Source organism: Eisenbergiella massiliensis (assembly GCF_003435485.1).
The window spans coordinates 211,414-230,306 of the sequence record NZ_QVLV01000002.1 but is presented as its reverse complement, the minus strand read 5'-3'; the positions used below and the strand labels follow the sequence as shown (position 1 = coordinate 230,306).

At 47.8% G+C, this 18,893-nt stretch carries 20 protein-coding genes; 17 read left to right on the top strand and 3 right to left on the bottom strand.

Annotation, left to right across the window (positions count from 1 at the left end; translation table 11 throughout):
- The first annotated feature begins 44 nt into the window (after positions 1–44).
- The 7 genes from DXC51_RS03595 to DXC51_RS03560 all read left to right on the top strand — a co-directional run bounded on the left by DXC51_RS03595 (position 45) and on the right by DXC51_RS03560 (position 7,487).
- Complete coding sequence (locus tag DXC51_RS03595; protein ID WP_021635828.1) at positions 45–1,118, top strand: ABC transporter substrate-binding protein; 1,074 nt, start codon at positions 45–47, stop codon at positions 1,116–1,118.
- Positions 1,119–1,376: 258 nt separating this feature from the next.
- Positions 1,377–2,306: an ABC transporter permease gene (locus DXC51_RS03590; RefSeq protein ID WP_025489791.1), complete on the top strand. Its 930-nt coding sequence runs from the start codon at positions 1,377–1,379 to the stop codon at positions 2,304–2,306.
- Positions 2,299–3,093, top strand: a complete 795-nt coding sequence (locus DXC51_RS03585; RefSeq protein WP_021635826.1) for an ABC transporter ATP-binding protein — start codon at positions 2,299–2,301, stop codon at positions 3,091–3,093. Before DXC51_RS03590 ends, DXC51_RS03585 begins: the two co-directional genes overlap by 8 nt.
- A gap of 364 nt (positions 3,094–3,457) precedes the next feature.
- Positions 3,458–4,150, top strand: coding sequence for an iron-sulfur cluster assembly scaffold protein (locus DXC51_RS03580; protein WP_021635824.1), 693 nt, complete (start codon positions 3,458–3,460; stop codon positions 4,148–4,150).
- 15 nt (positions 4,151–4,165) lie between these two features.
- A complete protein-coding gene (locus DXC51_RS03575; protein ID WP_021635823.1) occupies positions 4,166–5,176 on the top strand; it encodes a GGGtGRT protein in 1,011 nt (336 codons plus the stop codon).
- Between the two features lie 308 nt (positions 5,177–5,484).
- Positions 5,485–5,949: an RNA polymerase sigma factor gene (locus DXC51_RS03565; protein WP_147331819.1), complete on the top strand. Its 465-nt coding sequence runs from the start codon at positions 5,485–5,487 to the stop codon at positions 5,947–5,949.
- Positions 5,950–5,972: 23 nt separating this feature from the next.
- Positions 5,973–7,487 carry a hypothetical protein gene (locus DXC51_RS03560; RefSeq protein WP_147331818.1) on the top strand — a complete coding sequence of 505 codons (1,515 nt, stop codon included), beginning with the start codon at positions 5,973–5,975 and terminating at the stop codon, positions 7,485–7,487.
- Positions 7,488–7,551: 64 nt separating this feature from the next.
- On the opposite strand, the gene DXC51_RS29425 is transcribed toward DXC51_RS03560, so the two are convergent.
- A complete protein-coding gene (locus tag DXC51_RS29425) occupies positions 7,552–7,704 on the bottom strand; it encodes a hypothetical protein (protein WP_044915364.1) in 153 nt (50 codons plus the stop codon).
- A gap of 300 nt (positions 7,705–8,004) precedes the next feature.
- Here DXC51_RS29425 and DXC51_RS03555 point away from each other — a divergent pair, with 300 nt between their 5' ends.
- From DXC51_RS03555 to DXC51_RS03520, 8 genes are all read left to right on the top strand, one after another.
- On the top strand, positions 8,005–8,211 hold the full coding sequence (locus DXC51_RS03555; RefSeq protein ID WP_117543745.1) for a hypothetical protein: 207 nt from the start codon (positions 8,005–8,007) through the stop codon (positions 8,209–8,211).
- Between the two features lie 129 nt (positions 8,212–8,340).
- The gene (locus DXC51_RS03550) at positions 8,341–8,793 is read left to right on the top strand and encodes a GNAT family N-acetyltransferase (protein WP_025489793.1); all 453 of its coding nucleotides are present in this window, start codon (positions 8,341–8,343) and stop codon (positions 8,791–8,793) included.
- 145 nt (positions 8,794–8,938) lie between these two features.
- A complete protein-coding gene (locus DXC51_RS03545) occupies positions 8,939–9,901 on the top strand; it encodes a tRNA dihydrouridine synthase (RefSeq protein ID WP_117543743.1) in 963 nt (320 codons plus the stop codon).
- Positions 9,902–10,112: 211 nt separating this feature from the next.
- Complete coding sequence (locus tag DXC51_RS03540) at positions 10,113–11,531, top strand: sodium:solute symporter family protein (RefSeq protein ID WP_180998247.1); 1,419 nt, start codon at positions 10,113–10,115, stop codon at positions 11,529–11,531.
- A gap of 112 nt (positions 11,532–11,643) precedes the next feature.
- Positions 11,644–13,581 (top strand): FAD-dependent oxidoreductase, encoded by a 1,938-nt coding sequence (locus tag DXC51_RS03535; RefSeq protein WP_117543741.1) that lies wholly within the window; start codon positions 11,644–11,646, stop codon positions 13,579–13,581.
- 14 nt (positions 13,582–13,595) lie between these two features.
- Positions 13,596–13,865, top strand: a complete 270-nt coding sequence (locus DXC51_RS03530; RefSeq protein WP_021635814.1) for a 4Fe-4S dicluster domain-containing protein — start codon at positions 13,596–13,598, stop codon at positions 13,863–13,865.
- 80 nt (positions 13,866–13,945) lie between these two features.
- On the top strand, positions 13,946–14,623 hold the full coding sequence (locus tag DXC51_RS03525) for a Crp/Fnr family transcriptional regulator (RefSeq protein WP_117543739.1): 678 nt from the start codon (positions 13,946–13,948) through the stop codon (positions 14,621–14,623).
- 171 nt (positions 14,624–14,794) lie between these two features.
- The gene (locus DXC51_RS03520; protein WP_117543737.1) at positions 14,795–17,308 is read left to right on the top strand and encodes an FAD-dependent oxidoreductase; all 2,514 of its coding nucleotides are present in this window, start codon (positions 14,795–14,797) and stop codon (positions 17,306–17,308) included.
- A gap of 89 nt (positions 17,309–17,397) precedes the next feature.
- Here the strand turns inward: DXC51_RS03520 and DXC51_RS03515 are convergent, their stop codons facing one another.
- Together DXC51_RS03515 and DXC51_RS03510 are read right to left on the bottom strand one after the other, a co-directional pair.
- Positions 17,398–17,649: a DUF4177 domain-containing protein gene (locus DXC51_RS03515; protein ID WP_117543735.1), complete on the bottom strand. Its 252-nt coding sequence runs from the start codon at positions 17,647–17,649 to the stop codon at positions 17,398–17,400.
- Positions 17,637–17,834, bottom strand: coding sequence for a hypothetical protein (locus DXC51_RS03510; protein WP_117543733.1), 198 nt, complete (start codon positions 17,832–17,834; stop codon positions 17,637–17,639). The genes DXC51_RS03515 and DXC51_RS03510 overlap by 13 nt, the downstream gene beginning before the upstream one ends.
- Before the next feature lie 251 nt (positions 17,835–18,085).
- On the opposite strand from DXC51_RS03510, the gene DXC51_RS03505 reads away from it, so the two are divergent.
- Both DXC51_RS03505 and DXC51_RS03500 read left to right on the top strand, forming a co-directional pair.
- On the top strand, positions 18,086–18,379 hold the full coding sequence (locus tag DXC51_RS03505; RefSeq protein ID WP_117543731.1) for a hypothetical protein: 294 nt from the start codon (positions 18,086–18,088) through the stop codon (positions 18,377–18,379).
- Positions 18,379–18,849 (top strand): hypothetical protein, encoded by a 471-nt coding sequence (locus tag DXC51_RS03500; protein ID WP_117543729.1) that lies wholly within the window; start codon positions 18,379–18,381, stop codon positions 18,847–18,849. Before DXC51_RS03505 ends, DXC51_RS03500 begins: the two co-directional genes overlap by 1 nt.
- Positions 18,850–18,893: the final 44 nt, after the last annotated feature.

Sequence of the window (18,893 nt, the reverse complement as noted above, 5' to 3'; positions counted from 1 at the left end):
AAAGCGTCGAACTGTAAAAGATACATAGAAAAGAGGAAAAAGTTATGAAAAGGTTATTAGCAGTAGCAACCGTTTTAACAATGACGGCAGCCATGCTGGCCGGCTGCGGCAGCAGTGCACAGAATGCTGCTTCCACGGCTTCGGAGCCGGCTGTACAGGAGTCGGTCCAGGCACCTGCGGAAAGCCAGGCGGCAGCCGACAGTGAAGCGCCCGCAGCGCAGACCGATTCGGATAAAGTATACAGGATCGGTATCTGCCAGCTTTTGCAGCACGAAGCGCTTGACGCCGCAACAAAGGGCTTCAAGGAAGCCATGATAGAAAAGCTTGGCGAGGATAACGTGGAATTTGACGAGCAGAATGCTTCCGGTGATTCCGCGACCTGCGCAACCATTATCAATCAGTTTGTTTCTGCAGACGTGGATCTGATTCTGGCAAATGCAACAGCTTCCCTTCAGGCAGCAGCGGCAGGGACCGGAACCATTCCGATTCTTGGAACCTCCATCACAGACTATGCGACTGCGCTGGAAATTGACGAGTGGACAGGAACCACCGGCAAGAATATCTCCGGAACATCCGATCTGGCTCCCCTGAAGGAACAGGCAGCCATGCTGAATGAGCTTTTCCCGGATGCCAAAACTGTCGGCCTGCTTTACTGCTCTGCAGAAGCCAATTCCGTATATCAGGCAAACACCATCCAGGAACATCTGGAAGGGCTGGGATATACCTGCAAGACCTACACCTTCGCAGACTCCAATGATATCGCTTCCGTAACCACCAATGCGGCGGGAGAGTGTGATGTAATCTATGTCCCCACAGACAATACGGCTGCTTCCAATACAGAGGTTATCAATAATGTATGTCTGCCCGCAGGCGTTCCCGTCATCGCCGGTGAAGAAGGAATCTGCAAGGGCTGCGGCGTGGCCACCCTGTCCATCAACTATTACGATATCGGATATAAAGCCGGCGAGATGGCAGTGGATATTCTTGTAAACGGCGCGGATATTACAACCATGGCGATTGAATCCGCTCCCAATGTAACCAAGGAATACAATGAAGCAATCTGCAAAGAACTGAATATTACAGTGCCTGATGACTATGTTGCCATCAAAGCCGAATAACCAATGTTTCTAACATAAAGTACATCCCCGCAGCCATCTGCGGTGAACTGGGGAACAGTTTTAGTTCCTTACGTACAGAAGCGGTTAAAAAAGCCCTGCTTTTTTACCGCTTTTTGTCGTACTCTATAGTTGGAGATGAAGATCATATTTTTTCCTGTTATAAATATATATATTTGGCTGTGAAAATACGTAAAAGCCCTAAAAATGAAGAAAAGTCCAAAGAGGCTTAATTAAAAAGATACGCGGAGGTAAAATGAAGTGAATATCATGTCGCTCTTTAACGCGCTGCCAGGCGCCTGCGCCCAGGGATTGATCTGGGGCATTATGGCAATCGGGGTTTATATTACCTACAAGATACTGGATCTGGCGGACCTGACAGTGGATGGAACAATGGCCACCGGAGGCGCTGTCTGTATTATGATGATACGAAGCGGACATTCCATCGGCCTTTCCCTCTTATGCGCGGTTCTGGCAGGGGCGCTTGCCGGACTGGTTACGGGAATTTTTCATACGGCCATGGGAATCCCGGCAATTCTTGCAGGAATACTGACCCAGCTCGGCCTTTATTCCATTAACCTGAGAATTCTTGCCAACAGCTCCAATCAGGCAGTCAGCGTGGATAAGTATTCCCTGCTGGTTTCACTGCGCTACATAAAGGGCGTTCCTTTTTATAAAAATACAATACTGATTTGTATCGTAATTCTTATTGTACTGATCGCTTTACTTTACTGGTTTTTCGGTACTGAGCTTGGATGCTCCATCCGCGCCACCGGCTCCAACCCGAATATGTCCAGGGCACAGGGAATCAATACGGATTTCTGTAAAATCCTGGGACTTATGCTTTCCAACGGAATCGTTGCTTTTGCCAGTGCGCTTTATGCCCAGTATCAGGGCTTTGCGGATGTAAATATGGGACGGGGCGCTATCGTTATCGGCCTGGCGGCTGTTATTATCGGTGAAGTAATTTTCAGCCGTGTCCGTGGGAACTTTGCTTTCAAGCTGTTTTCGGCGGCCCTGGGAGCAATTATCTACTATATCGTTCTGCAGGTGGTTCTGTGGCTGGGCCTGAATTCCAACGATCTGAAGCTGTTCTCAGCCCTGGTTGTGGCTCTGTTCCTGGCAATCCCTTACCTGAAGGACAGATATTCCAAAAAGACGGTAAAAAAAGGAGGTGCTTCCCGTGCTTAAGCTAACAGATATTACCAAAACCTTCAACGCAGGTACGATTAATGAAAAAACAGCTCTGAACGGCCTTTCCCTTGAGCTTCAGGAGGGAGACTTTGTGACCGTCATTGGCGGGAACGGTGCAGGAAAGTCAACGATGCTCAATGCAGTGGCGGGTGTTTTTTATGCGGATGCGGGTACGATAAGCATTGACGGCATCGATGTGACCAAGCTGCCGGAATATAAACGGGCTAAATATCTGGGACGCGTGTTTCAGGATCCGATGACGGGCACTGCCGCCAATATGCAGATAGAAGAGAATCTGGCCCTGGCGGCACGCCGCGGAGGCCACCGCACCCTCAGGCTGGGAATTACGCAGAAGGAAAGAGAAGAGTACCAGGAACAGCTGAAAATTCTGGAGCTCGGACTGGAATTCCGCATGACCAGCAAGGTCGGCCTCCTTTCCGGAGGCCAGCGCCAGGCGCTGACCCTGCTTATGGCAACCCTGAAAAAGCCCAGACTTCTGCTCCTTGACGAGCATACGGCGGCGCTGGATCCGAAAACAGCGGCAAAGGTTCTGGATATCACGGAAAAAATCGTTGACAGGGATCACCTGACAACCCTGATGATTACCCATAATATGAAGGATGCCATCGCTCACGGAAACCGCCTTATCATGATGCATGAAGGAAGAGTTATCTATGACGTGTCAGGAGAAGAGAAGAAGAAGCTTCAGGTATCAGACCTCCTGAAGAAATTCGAACAGGCCAGCGGCGGAGAATTCGCCAACGACCGAATGATGTTGAACTGATAACAATAACGTTGGTTCGGTCGTTTGCGACCGGATGATGTTGAACTGATAACAGAAAAGTTGGTTCGGTCGTTTATGACCGGATGATGTTGAACTGATAACAGAAATGTGGATTTTATAAGCGTATCCGAAGCCTTCATAAGCATCGGATACGCTTATTTTTACCACTTCGACAATTCTTTGACAAATTTTTTCAAAAAGGCTGGATTTTTAAGATGAAATATGAGAAAATAATACGAGCGATTAGGGACAGGTATTTTTGCGGCCTTTTTGCCGCAGAGGTATTTTGTTATCAATAAGGCGCCTTACCATACGACGCCGCACTGTTTGCTAATACAATCTACATATCGAAAGGAGTTTTCACATGATCTATTCAAAAGAAGTTGAAGAAATGTGTCCAGTAGCACAAGGCGTTGCTCACGGCTGTGCTCCGATCCCTGAAGAAGCAAAATGGGTAAAATCCAAAGAAGTAAAAGACATTTCCGGTCTGACACACGGTGTTGGCTGGTGTGCTCCTCAGCAGGGTGCCTGCAAGCTTACCCTGAACGTTAAGGAAGGTATTATCCAGGAAGCTTTGGTTGAGACAATCGGATGCTCCGGTATGACCCACTCCGCAGCTATGGCAGCAGAGATCCTTCCGGGCAGAACTGTTCTGGAAGCTTTAAATACAGACCTTGTATGTGATGCTATCAACACAGCTATGAGAGAACTGTTCTTACAGATCGCTTACGGCAGAACACAGAGCGCGTTCTCCGAAGACGGACTTCCTGTAGGTGCAGGCCTGGAAGACCTTGGAAAGGGCTTAAGAAGCCAGGTTGGTACTATGTATGGTACCCTGAAGAAAGGCCCTCGTTATCTGGAAATGGCAGAAGGCTATGTAACAGGCATCGCTCTTGACGAAGAAGATCAGATTATCGGCTACCAGTTCGTAAGCCTTGGAAAAATGACAGACTTTATCAAGCAGGGCGACGATCCGAACACAGCTTATGAAAAAGCAAAAGGTCAGTACGGTCGTGTTGCTGATGCTGTTAAGATCATCGATCCGAGAAAAGAATAAGAGGAGGTAGCGAAAATGGCTTTATTTGAATCATATGAAAGACGTATTGATAAAATCAATGCCGTACTGAACAGCTACGGCATCGCTTCCCTTGAAGAAGCTGAAAAAATCACAAAAGACGCTGGACTTGACGTATATGACCAGGTTAAGAAAATCCAGCCTATCTGCTTTGAAAATGCTTGCTGGGCTTACATTGTAGGCGCTGCAATTGCAATTAAGAAGGGCTGCAAGAGAGCAGCTGACGCAGCTGCAGCAATCGGCGAAGGACTTCAGGCTTTCTGTATTCCCGGTTCCGTTGCTGATACCCGTAAAGTAGGCCTTGGCCATGGTAATCTTGGAAAGATGCTTCTTGAAGAAGAAACCGAATGCTTCTGCTTCCTGGCTGGACATGAGTCCTTCGCAGCAGCTGAAGGCGCTATCGGTATCGCAGAGAAAGCAAACAAGGTTCGTAAGAAACCCTTAAGAGTTATCCTGAACGGCCTTGGAAAAGATGCAGCTCAGATTATCTCCAGAATCAACGGATTTACTTTCGTTGAGACAGAATATGATCCTTACACCAACACTGTAAAGGAAGTATACCGCAAATCCTATTCCGAAGGACTTCGCGCAAAAGTTAACTGCTACGGTGCAAACGATGTTTGTGAAGGCGTTGCTATCATGCACAAAGAAGGTGTTGACGTTTCCATTACCGGTAACTCCACCAACCCCACAAGATTCCAGCATCCCGTTGCAGGTACCTACAAGAAGGAATGCATCGAGCAGGGTAAGAAATACTTCTCCGTTGCTTCCGGCGGTGGTACAGGCCGTACACTTCATCCCGATAACATGGCAGCAGGCCCTGCTTCCTACGGTATGACAGATACCATGGGACGTATGCACTCTGACGCTCAGTTCGCTGGTTCTTCTTCTGTTCCGGCTCACGTTGAGATGATGGGTCTGATTGGTGCAGGTAACAATCCGATGGTCGGCATGACCGTGGCTGTTGCTGTTAGTATTGAAGAGGCTGCTCAGGCTGGCAAGTTCTAAGTAAATGACATAAATATATAATTGACCGTACCGACCTTTTATGGTTGGTACGGTTTTTTTTTGAAAAATCTGTAAATTCTTCGGACATAATTACAGTTTCTTCGATAGAGACAGCAAAATCCGCGGTCATGCCAACCATCGGGTTATTACCTGTGCCAATCAGTACTATCATTTTATTTTCCATTAACCAACATATATTTCCATAAAACAGCAATTGCTTCTGTAAATTTTTATAAGTGAAACGGAACCTTTCTCCATACAGGATACTCTTATAATCATAAGCTTCTGAAAAAGAGAGGTGAAAGCAGGTGCGGATAACAAAAGAAAAATTTGCGGATTTAATCAGAGAATATAAGCTGCCCATGTACCGGCTTTCTTATGGAATACTGCAAAATGAAATGGATGCGGAGGATGCCGTAGGCGAAGCGGTGATAAAAGCCTATGAGCATCTGGATTCTTTAAGGGAGATCGATAAGTTCAGGCAATGGATTATGATGATTACCGCAAACGAAGCAAAACATATTTTCCGGAAAAGGAAAAGGGTGGAACTGACTGAGGATGTGAGTCGGTATGGAATGTCACAAAATGATAAACACGATGAACTGTGGGACATTATATTAACCCTTGATGAAAAATATCGCTCCGTAATCATTTTATTTTATTATGATCAAATGAAAATAAAGGAAATCAGTGAAATTCTCCATATCACGGAGGGAACCGTTAAATCCAGGATGTCCAGGGCTAAGGATATATTAAAGAAACAGCTGGTATGATTCTGGATGGAAAGGAGCGGACTATGATTGATAATTTTGATAAAAAAATAATGAAGCTGGCTCAAAAAGAAGCGGACAGAACTCCGAAGCTGCCTCAAAACTTTGACAAACATATCGAAAATATCCTGAGCTGCCTTCCCGCAGGGAAAAAAAGGCGGTTTACATGGAAGAAGGTGATAATACTTGCGGCAGCATTGGCTGCAACACTGTCTGTTACGGTAACAGCAGCGGTTAATTACGTTAGGCAGCGGATGGAGGCTATGAATGAGGCTGAAAGATCAAGTCATTTCCAGGCATCGCTGAATGCCGCACCGGCTGATTTTTATTCCAGGGAACTGACCGATATGGAAAAAAAGAAAATGGAAGAGCTGAAGGGGAAATATTATAACGAGGGCGTATTTCCGGAGGGAACATTGAAACGAATAGAGGCTGCATCGGAATATGATGGGAACGGAGTCGCCTTCCTTGCATCGCGCGGCACATTCTTTTTACCGGAAAAAGAACTGAATGATGAAGAAATCCTGCAAATTATTGATTTCCGGGAAAAACGGGAATTTAGTATACATGAGGCCGAAAGCAAAGCTGCCGCCGGAGAACTGGATGATTCTGCGTATGATGCAATCTATGAACCGGTACAGTTAGAGCTGACGGCTCAGGATCAGATTATAAATTACAGCGGCGAAATGCGCATTGATGCTGCGGCAGCTTTCGGCAATACTCTTTATATCGGAGAAAGAAGCAATAAAGCGAATGGAAGTCAGGCATGCTTGTATCAGCTGGAGCTTGGCAGTGATAAGCCGGTGAAAATGGAGGTACAGGTGCCTGACGGCATGGATATTTCCATGATGACATGCGACGGGAAAGGGAATCTTTGCCTTCTTCTTACCCAGTCAGAAAATGGTTCCTTCGAGAATGTACGCTCCTGTCTGTGGAAGCTTTCGCCTGAGGGAGAGGAACTTGAAAAGGCTGATATTAATCAAATCAGTGGGACGAAAATGCCTTATCAGGCGATTGCTGCAGATAAAGACGGCAGAATTTATCTGGCAGAATGGAAAGGCGCCAAGAAGAGTCAGAGAATACTGGTTCTGAATGAAGACTGCACCCTGGCAGGCAGCATTACCTGTGACGACGGCGATGTCCGGGGGCTGGGACGGGCCAGAAACGGAGAGGTCTACGGAGTGCTTATGGCTGGGCATGAATGGATCCCTACTATAGTTGGCTTTGATATACAAAACTTCACAATTGATGAAAAATACAGCAATGTCCTTCCTGATGATGTGGGAGCCTTTGATACGATGGGAGCCGGGAGAGACTCAGATCTGCTAATCTGGGGACCTTATGGTATTTATACCTATAATATCGGAGACCAGAAGGCTGTTGCCACGCGTGCACAGTATGAACTCCCCAACGGGGCCGCCATGTGTTTTACACCAGGAAGCAGAGCCCTGTTCATTTCCAATAACTATACCGTGAAAGATGGAATTATGGATTTTGATAACTATAGTCTGGAAAAGATATATCTTATGAAAGCAGAATAAATTTCCAGAGGCGCAACAGTATTTCACTGAAAGCAAAATTCTACCTGAAATTAAGGAGGGGAAGCTATTGCTCCTCCTCCTTAACGATACTTTCCAGGACGTCAATCAAATCGTAAACGTCATTGATTTGAACGTTTCTTTCCAATATCACATTTTTCAGATTAATTGATAATGATTCAAATTTATCCCGGACTGCCGGGGATACATAGGATGCCATATTCTCGCGTATAATCCAATTATTCAGATAGTAATTGGATTTTTCCTTTCTCCCAGAAATCTCTGGGTATTCTGCTCCATCTCTGATATATTTTGAAAAGACACTATGGATCTGTACCTTTATTTTTACAGCTTTGGCTGTTCCGAGGCGACTCAGACTACAGCTTCACCTCTTTGACAGTATGTGTAAAAGCATTAAAATTATGCGAATCCGTTTTTGCCCCTTACAATTATATAAGCTGGGATTCACTTAAAAGTCATTTTTCATTGCTATGTTTTACCTTGAAAGAAGGTAGAGCTTATGAAGGAAATAGAGGATGTCCCGTATATTGGGATAAAGCTGCAAAATAGCGACGAAGTGAATAGAAGCGGCGGTGATAGCATTTCTATGAAAAGCTATCTTGGGCTAACGGCGGCATATGAGAAGGTACACCGGAAAACAGGGCGTATCACAGAACGGCAGCCTGCCCGAGAATCTGCGGGATGGCTGTTGTTATACGATAAATAAGCAGCAGTAGTTCTTCTGCCAAGGCCAGAGCAATTAAAGCAAGATTCTTTCCTTTCCTTATTCATACACAACGTAGTATAATAGGAAAATGAAAGAAACATGCGGCAGAGTTAATAAGAGGATAAATATATGCGTTTTTGTATAGAAAAGGAAGCCTCCGCAGGTACAGTCAGACAGATTATCTCAATTACTGAAAGTTATACTGAAGATTTCTTCACGGATAATGTACCAGCGGATACCACAAATGATCTGCTTTTTCAAAGCGTTGCTTATCTTATGAACGAGAGTGAGATCGTGTCATTTTTAGTTTTTACGTGTTTAGATGGCAGTCCGCATATAACACTGTTTGCGACTAAACGAGAATTTAGAGGGAAGGGCTATGGCACATTATTAATCAGTCAATTTTCTGCCTATGTGGAAAGTATTGGTTTTCGGCAGATAGAAGTCATGACGGTATTGCCGGAATCAAAACCGGTTTATTATTCAACTGTTGCCTTTTATCAAGGGGTAGGTTTTGAAATAATTAATGTATATCCGTTTCTATGGGAATCAGGAGCATTAAAACTGAGGAAGTCATGGTAACCGGATTATAATGAGCTGCTGTTTAACAAAAATAGAGTAGAAAAAAAGTTATTTTTTGTATGCAAAATCAAACATTGGACCGGGGGAAAATTCTCCGGCCCGTTTAACGTCACAGGGATACAGCAATGCAGAAAGGAAAACAGAAATGAAATTATATTTTGCCCCCATGGAAGGAATTACAGGCTACATATATAGGAATGCCTACCATAGTATATTCCATCCCATGGACAAGTATTTTACACCCTTTATTGCGCCAAAGCAGGACAAGACCCTGAATTCAAAAGAACGGAATGATATTCTGCCGGAGCACAATCAGGGGATGTATGTAGTTCCGCAGATTCTGACCAACAGAGCGGAGGATTTTATCCGCACGGCCAAAAAGCTTGCCGAATATGGCTACCGGGAGGTGAACCTGAATCTGGGCTGCCCTTCGGGAACCGTGGTGTCCAAGAAAAAAGGGGCAGGCTTTCTGGGGGAGAGGGAAGCATTGGAACGGTTCCTTGCGGAAGTATTTGAAGCTCTGGATATGCAGATATCCCTGAAAACCAGGCTGGGGCTGGAGGAAGCTGAGGAATTCGGCCCTTTACTGGAAATCTTCAATAAATTTCGGCTAAAGGAGCTGATTATCCATCCCAGGGTACAGACGGATTATTATAAAAATAAGCCCGACTGGGAGGCCTTTGGGAAAGCGCAGGAATTAAGCCGGAATCCGGTCGCTTATAATGGGGACATTTTTACCACAGAGGATTACCTACGTTTTTCCTCTGCCTTTCCGCAGACTGAAACGGTAATGCTGGGCAGGGGAATCCTGGCAAATCCCGGCCTGCCGGGAGAACTGGCGGGAGAGGAGCGGCCAGGAAAGCAGGAAATAAAGCGTTTCCTTGAACAGCTGGAACAGGATTACAGAGAGGTGCTTTCCGGCGAACGGGATGTACTGTTCCGGATGAAGGAATTATGGTACTATCTGGGCTGCCTGTTTTCCAACTCTGAAAAATATGTAAAAAAGATCAGGAAAGCGCAGCGTCTGTGCGATTATGAGGAGGCCGTCCGCAGTCTGTTCCGGGAACAGGAGATAGCAGAGAACGCCGGCTTCAGGCCTATGGGATAATTTCATGGTGGATAAGAAAAAAACAGAGCTTCAGCTTTCGAAAAAGCAGGGTAACAGTTCAGGCAGGCAAAAGAAATGAAAAATGACTTGCTTTCCTTGTACAGGAATGTTACAATAATATGGCTTTACTGCTTTAAAGCGTGTGCGCAATAAAGCACATAAAAGCAGCGAAGCAAAACCCAAGATAAATCATCTAAAGGAGACAGAAATTATGGGGGGAAACACAGTTATTGTAACAATTTGTGTGGTGTATTTCCTGGTCATGATCGGCACGGGAATCTATGCATCCAGAAAAAATAAGAAGGCCTCGGATTTCCTGGTGGCAGGACGGAAGCTGAATGCGCCGATGACGGCAATCACCCTTGCGGCAGTTCAAATTGGCGTGGGAATCGTGCTCAGCAGCGCGACCAATGGCTACAACGAAGGCGTATGGCCCGGAATCTATTACTCTATAGGCTGCGGCGGCGGACTGATTCTGGCAGGGCTTCTTACCGCAAGAAAGCTGCGTCAGGAGGAAGGCTATGTACCGCTTGACTATTTTGCCAAGCGCTACGGCGACAGCAAAGGCATCCGTTTCTGGGCCTGGATCAGCAATGTTCCCAGCCTCCTTGGAATATTCATAGCCCAGCTGCTGGCCTGCGGCGGCATCCTGGCGGGCTTTGGCATTCCCTTCGGCGCAGGTGTTGTAATCACGGCCGTGGTTATTCTGATTTACTGCACCATCGGCGGCATGTGGGGCGTTGTTTTAACCGATGTGATTCAGACAGGAATTATTATTGTGGGTATTCCCATACTGGCCATTGCCACGCTGATTCAGTTTATGCATGCGGGCGGAAGCATTGCCGATATCTATATGACACCGTTTATTCCTCAGGGAATGGGAACGAAATTCATTTATCTTGTACTGCCTTTCTTCCTTTCCATTTCCGTATCCTATGACGCTTACGCGAGAATACAGTCGGCGAAGGATGCGAAGACGGCTACGAAGGGATGTATCTGGGGCGGTGTTATCGTCATTGTCATCGGGCTTCTGTGTTCCACCATCGGTGCGGCGTCAACCATACTGTTCCCCGGCGTAACCGACGGTATTTTTACCATTGCCGCAACCGGCGTGCTTCATCCGGTCCTGGCCGGAATTGTAATTGCAGCGATCCTTTCCGCGGCAATGTCCAGCGCAAACTGCGTTATCCTGTCCCTGGGAGCTTCTTTTTCCAGAGACTTCTACAATAAATTCCTCCATCCTGAGGTGGAGAACCTGGACGAGCTTCCGAAGGCCAAGCTTATTTCACGCGCTGCCGTATTCGGCGGAAGCATCGCGGGTATCTTGTTTGCATTTAAAATGACCGACATCCTGGATGCCATGATTATTTTCAATTATCCGTATATGGGAAGTATGCTGGTTCCCCTTCTGGGCGGACTTTTATGGAAGGGCGCTACCAGAAAAGGAGCGTTCGCAGCTGCCATTGCCGGCGGTATTGTGGGTGTGGTTTCCTTCTTTATCGGAATTCCCGGACCGCTTTACGGCATCATCAATGTGGACCTGTCCCTGATGATCGCTTATCTGGTATCCGCTGCGGCGCTGGTTATTTTCAGCAGCCTGGATAAGGACGGGAAAAAAGTACATGTGTAAATACGGCAGGGCAAATGGCTGCACAGCGCACCAAGCATGCTCCGTATTGTAAAAAAACAGTAACTGCGAGGATTCCGGACAGTTACAGAAAATAATTATTTTGTGAGGAAATATGAGTACATATCAGTGGCCATATAAAAATGAAATCGGGCAGGAGGAGGAGGTTTCCTGCGACGTCCTCGTCCTGGGAGGCGGACTTGCCGGCTGCTATGCGGCAATCGCGGCGGCCCGGAAAGGGAAAAAGGTGATCGTTGTGGAAAAAGGGGCTACCGAGCGCAGCGGCGCGGCCGGCAGCGGCTTTGACCACTGGGAATCCGCCTGTACCAATCCCTGTTCCCGGGTGACTCCCAAGGAAATCGCAGAGGCTTATATTGAAGAGCAGGATTATTACAGCAACGGTATCGCCCACTATATCGAATGCAGGGAGGGCTACGATCGTCTGCTGGATATGGAAAGCTTCGGCGGAAAGGTGCGGGACACGGAGGATGAGTTCAAGGGCGCAGAGTTCAGGGATGAAGAAACCAGGCTCATGTTCGCCTATGATTATAAAAACCGTTTTACGCTCCGTGTGTGGGGAAGTACCTTCAAGCCTGCTTTGTACCGTGAGCTGAAAAAGCTTGGTGTGGCCGTTTATGACAGAACGGAAGCCACAGCCCTGCTGACGGCCGTGGTAAATGGGAAAAAAAGAGGGACAGGCGCGCTGGGCATGAATGTGCGTACCGGTAAATTCATGATTTTCAGGGCAAAGGCCACAATACTCACCATGTCTCGTCCCGCCCGGGTATGGCTTTTTAATCCTGACCTGGTTGGACTGTGCGAATTCCGTCCCACCCAGAGCATCGGCAGCGGCCATGCCATGGGATACCGGGCCGGGATCGAATTTACCATGATGGAAAAGTCGGTGAAGGGCGAGTTTTCAGCGGCCGGCCGGAGCTTTCCTCCCTATGGCACCGGAAATAACCACAATACCTGGTACGCGGCCACCATGGTGGATGCCAGGGGCGTGGAAATCCCTTATGTGGACCGGGACGGCAAGGAGCTGAAAACCGTATCAGAACGTTATTATCCTGCGCCCGGGCAGAAATTCTTCCTCAAGGGCGGCGTAATTGACGAAGCGAAATATGAATACAGAGGACCGGAAACCCTGCCCTTTGACGAACTGATAAAACGCGGCTACCAGCTTCCTTTTTATGCGGATTTGAGCCGAATGCCTGAAATGGAACGCAAGGTTATCTGGGGTATGATGGTAGGCGAAGAGGGAAAAACCAAGATCCCGATTCTGGAAAACTACACCAAACGCGGCTTTGATCCGGAAAAGCATATGCTGCAGAGCTACGGAAACGGCTGGCAGTCCGCGGCTTTTTTGGCTCAGGAACGGCAGCTGTTCGGCGCGCCCGGCGGCATCATGCATGACTGGGATCTGAAAACGAATATTGACGGGATCTATGCTGCCGGGGATCAGCTTTTTGCCTCGGACTGCTGTGGTTTTGCTGCCGCAACCGGATATTATGCGGGCAGAAAGGCTGCGGATTCCATAGAGGATATGGAACTGGCAGTACCAGACAGGCAGCAAATCGAGGCGGAAAAAACACGCCTGTATGCACCGCTTTATGTGGAGGACGGCATGGACTGGAGGGAGCTGAATATGGCGGTTTCCAAGGCCATGCAGAACTACTGCGGCGGAATAAAATGCAGCGCTCTCCTGGAGGAGGGGCTGGCCCTCTTAAACAGCTATGAGAAGGAAGCGGTTCCCCTGGTAAAGGCGGATAACCCGCATGAGCTGATGCGCGCCCATGAGGTGTTTGATATTTTAGAGGTTGCAAAAATGATTCTGCAGGCATGTCTGTTCCGGGAATCCAGTTCAAAGCCTCTGTGCTTTGAACGAAGCGATTATCCGCAGATGGACCCGGAAGCCGACAAATGCTTTATCACCATCCGCCAGGAAAACGGGAAAGCCGTGAAGGGAAGAGTGCCGCTTGGATATTTCGGGGATGTGGAAGAGGAATATGAAAAACGGAACCAGGATTATATTGGCAGCAGATTACGGTAGAAGGAGAAGCGAGCATGGAAAAGGAACTGACGGCTTCCGTAGTGCCCTGCAGTGCAAGGCCGCTGAAGTTTGACGAAAGCCTGTGTGTCGGCTGCAACCGCTGCGCCGATGTATGCCAGGTGGATATTATGATACCAAACCCGGTCAGGGGAAAGCACCCTCTTGTTATTTATCCGGGAGAATGTTATTATTGTGGCAGTTGTGTAATGGCCTGCCCGAATAAAGGGGCGATTTCCCTGGAGCATCCGCTGATGAACCAGGCGAAGTTCGTACCGGTGAAATAGGATCGCCTGCGGCGGTCCCTTTTCATTTATCGGGACTTTTTCAGATATCGGCAGGAAACAGCCGGGAAAGGGGAGAATATATGGAGAAGGAAAAAGGTGGGCAGCTGAAAGATTTTTTCCCTTTCTGGGAGAAGCTGACTGCTGCGGAAATGGAAAGTATCTGCCGCAGCGCCGCTGAGATGACGTATTCCAGGGGAAGCTTCATTCACAAGGCTTCGGAGGACTGTGTGGGGGTAATCCTTGTGCAGGCAGGAGCGCTGCGGGTATATATCCAGTCAGAGGATGGCAGGGATATTACGCTTTTCCGTATTGAAGAGGGGGAGGCCTGTATTCTTAGTGCATCCTGTTTTATGCAGGAAATCACCTTTGAGATTCTCATTGACGCAGAGGAAGACAGCAGGGTAACTGTCATCCCCACCGCTGTTTTTAAGAAGCTTTCCGATGAAAATATATATGTGGAAAATTTTGTTTACAAGCAGACCACAGAACGTTTTTCCGATGTGATGTGGACGATGCAGCAGATCCTGTTCATGAGCTTTGACCGCAGGCTGGCAGTTTTTCTCATCGATGAGTCCGCAAAGACAGGAAAGGATACGCTGACCATGACCCATGACCAGATCGCCAAATATACGGGAAGCGCGCGTGAGGTTGTTTCACGGATGCTTAAATATTTTGAAAATGAGGATATAGTGGAGCTGGGCCGGGGCAGGGTCCGGCTGAAAGATAAGAAACGGCTGAAGGAGCTGGCCAGGCAGTAACGGCAGGAAGGGTGTGTATGGCAGCAGAATCAATCAGCCGTCAAAACGTATCTTTTCCCGAATGATGAAGGGCGCAGGGACCCCTGTATGTTATGTGACCTGGTTACGGAAGAAATACACTCCATAAGGTAAGATGAGTCCATCAGCTTACTGTAAAGGAGTGTATTTTTTATGAGTAAAACAGTGATTATCGGCGGTGTGGCCGGCGGAGCCACAGCAGCAGCAAGACTGCGCCGCAGGGATGAGGGCATGGAAATCGTGGTTTTGGAGAAGGGCGGTTATATTTCCTTTGCCAACTGCGGGCTGCCCTATTATATAGGAGATGTAATCCGAAGCAGGGAGGCGCTTCTGCTTCAGACGCCGGAAGGAATGAAGAGTAAATTTAATATTGATGTCCGGGTGAAGAATGAGGTAACCGCCATCCGGCCCGAAGAAAATAAGGTAACGGTAAAAAACCTGCTTACGGGAGAAACCTATGAGGAAAGCTATGATCACCTGATTATCGCCACAGGCTCATCCCCGCTGAAGCCCGGTATTCCGGGAATTAACGGAGAACATATCTTTACCCTGTGGAATATCGCCGACACAGATCGGATCAAAGCCTTTGTGCAGGAAAACCATCCCCGCAGCGCAGCTGTGATCGGAGGCGGTTTTATCGGGGTGGAGATGGCAGAAAACCTTCATGCGGCAGGGCTTGCGGTATCCATTATAGAAATGCAGAACCAGGTAATGGCTCCCATGGATTATGAAATGGCCCAACTGCTCCATGAAAACATGGAATTGAACGGTGTGAGGCTGCTGCTTGAGGATGGGGTTAAGAGCTTCGGACAGGAGAACGGGCAGGTGAAAATCCTGCTGTCTGGCGGCAGGAAGGTAAACGCGGATATGGTCATTCTTTCCATCGGCGTACGTCCTAACAGCGCGCTTGCCGCCGATGCCGGCCTGGCGCTGAACGAAAGGGGAGGCATTGTGGTCAACGGCCATCTGCAGACCAGCGTCCCCAACATTTATGCGGTGGGAGATGTGATTGAGGTGACTCAGTTTACTACGGGTAATAAAACCATGATCCCCCTCGCCGGCCCGGCAAACAAGCAGGCCAGAATCTGTGCGGACAACATCGTAGGTGATAAAAAAGTATATGAAGGGACTCTGGGCGCCAGTGTGGCGAAATGCTTTGACCTGACGGCTGCCGCCGTGGGAATCAATGAAAAGACGCTCCTCGCCTCCGGGAAAAAGAAGGGGCGGGATTATGACACAATACTGATTCAGCAGAAATCCCATGCAGGCTATTATCCCGGCGCGGTTCCCATGACGCTGAAACTAATTTTTGATGGGGCGGCAAAGATTTTAGGCGCGCAGATCATCGGTCAGGACGGCGTGGATAAAAGAGTGGATACCATTGCCTCCGTCATGCGTCTGCACGGCACAACAGATGCTTTGGCAGAACTGGAGCTGGCCTATGCGCCGCCCTATTCCTCCGCCAAGGATCCTGTAAATATGGCCGGCTTTGTTGCTGAAAATGTGAGAAACGGGCTGGTTTCCTTCATAGGCGTCCGTGAACTGGAAAAGCTGCAGGCAGATGAGGCTGCGAAGGACACTTACCAGATCCTGGATATCACGGAAAATGTGGAACACATGGTTTTCGCGCTGCCGGGTTCCGTCCACATTCCCCTGGGAGAGCTGCGCGACAGGCTGGATGAGCTGGATCGTTCAAAGCTGATTATTCCCTACTGCGCAATCGGCGTGCGTTCCTATAATGCGGCCCGCATCCTGCAGCAGTCCGGCTTTCTGAAGGTACGGGTCCTGGAGGGCGGCAGCGCCTTTTATAAATCCTATCACTACAAAGAATATGCGGGAAGCCTTCCTCAGAAGGAGCCGCAGATGAAAGAGGAAAGCCTTTCGAAAAAGGAGAGAAGCATAAAGCTCCTGGATTGCTGCGGCATGCAGTGCCCGGGGCCTATCATGAAGGTAAATGAAGCGCTCAAAGAGATGGAAGAGGGGGAGCAGCTCTGCGTCACAGCCACAGATATGGGCTTTGCCAGGGATGTGCAGGCCTGGTGCAGCAGAACCGGAAACCGGCTGGTAAACGTGGAAAGAGAAAACCGTGAAAATAAGGTTACGATTGAAAAAGGGTGCAAAAATCCCGCGGAGGGAAACGCCGCGTCAGGCTGCGCCTGTCCGTCCGGTTCCGGAACAACGCAGTATCCTGCCGAAAACCAGGGTAAGACCATCATCGTTTTTGACGGTGAGCTGGATAAGGTGCTGGCAGCCTTTATTATCGCCAACGGGGCGGCGGCCATGGGCAGGCCGGTTACCATGTTTTTTACCTTCTGGGGCCTGAACGCACTGCGTAAGCCGGAAAAGGTAAAGGTGAAAAAACCGTTCCTGGATCGTATGTTCGGAATGATGATGCCAAGGGGCACAGGGAAGCTGAAGCTTTCCAACATGAACATGTGCGGCATGGGAACCAGGCTCATGAAAAAGGTAATGAAGGATAAAAACGTAAGCTCTCTGGAGGAGCTGATGCGCCAGGCCATGGCCCAGGGTGTCCGCCTGGTGGCCTGCACCATGTCCATGGACGTGATGGGCATAACAAAAGAAGAGCTTATCGATGGTGTGGAGTTAGCCGGCGTAGCTTCTTATCTGGGAGATGCAGAAGTCTCCAATGTTAATCTCTTTGTATAAAATTAAGGGAAAGCAGCAAGCTTTCTGGAGAATACAAAACCAGAACCGTCCGGTAAAGTGACTTTGCCGGGCGGTTCTGTCATTAATTTTTACACCTTGATACGCCGTTCAAAAATAAGTATGGTCTGATCAATGGCAGCATTGATGGAAACACCCTGAAAGCTTGTAAAAGAACCGCCTGAGTTCCTGCCCACTTCATTTGTAAATACAGAATGCAGACGCCAGCCGTTAAGGGCATAGCTCTCCAGTTTTTTCTGAAGCTTTTCCGAATCAATTTCTCCCGTTATTAAATCGTTTATAACGACAGTTTCATATTTATATTCGGAATTCAGGTATAACAAGTTCCTTTTTTTATTTCTTCCCTCTGGTTCTCCTTGAGCTGTTGGATACGCAGTTCCTCATTCCTTCTCTCTTCAGCAATCCGGGAGGAATCAACCACCCTTTTCAGGCTGAAATCATAATGGCAGTTGAAGCAGATTTTTACGCTGTCGCCGACCAGTTCGTGACAGTTAGGGCATTCCTTCATATTTTACCTTTCTGCGCAAGGCGCACCTGTCGTTTGGTTTTTGTCTGTATTATAACTGGTATTATGCAAATATAAAAATTTTCCATTCGGATGGCAGGCGGTACTGTAATGCTGCGTGTCTATGACGAAATCAAATAATTTTAATGATGTTTTTCCATCTCGTGCAGATTCAAGTTGCCGGAACCTTGAAAGGAATGTATGATAGGCATAGGTATCAATGAAACGAACTGAAAAGCAGGGAGGACGGGCTTATGCGTCAGTTGGGGATGAAGGCGGCGGAGATGATTGATTTGTATATTACTAATATAACCGATACTATTTTGTCGGGCGCCAAAAATACGGTATGCCAGACAGAGTTATATTTTTTCCAGACCCTATGGGAAAATCACTCGGAGGATTCGATACGCTGTTTATGCCGGTTGGAAGAACGGATGCGCAAGCTGCCCATGCGTATGTCAAAAAGCCGATCGGAATACCGGAGTATAAACAATACTGTAATAGCAAACTGCCTTCATGCAGTAGAAAGGGGAAAGGGGAAAAATTAATGGAGCAAAGCAAAATAATAATTCAATATATGCCTGAAATTACAGAGGATCAGTTATGGGATTTTTATATACGCAACGATATATGCGAGGTCGGTTATGGAAAAGAAACCGCGGTAAAGCCATTAAAATTTCCCGCATACATCGTCGGCGCTTTTTATGAGGACAAGCTGGTCGGGCTGATACGCGCCATGTTTGACGGATTATCGGCAGATATCCGGGAATTCTGTCTGGAATGTGAGCTTCAGGGGGATAATCTTAAATATAATAACGGTTCTGTAATTGAACAGGATAAATACGGGATTGCAGGCCGTATGGGGAACCTGCTTACCGAAGAACTCCGGAAACTGGGAAATACTTTTACGGTTGCCTATATTGTGGAAGGAACGGAAGAGGATATCTACCGCTCCATAGGATTGAAGCATAATCAGGGACATGCCGTCTATTACAGGGATGAAAGGCCTTATGTATAAATAGGGAAATATATGACGCGTATTCAAGGCAGTCAGGAAAGCAG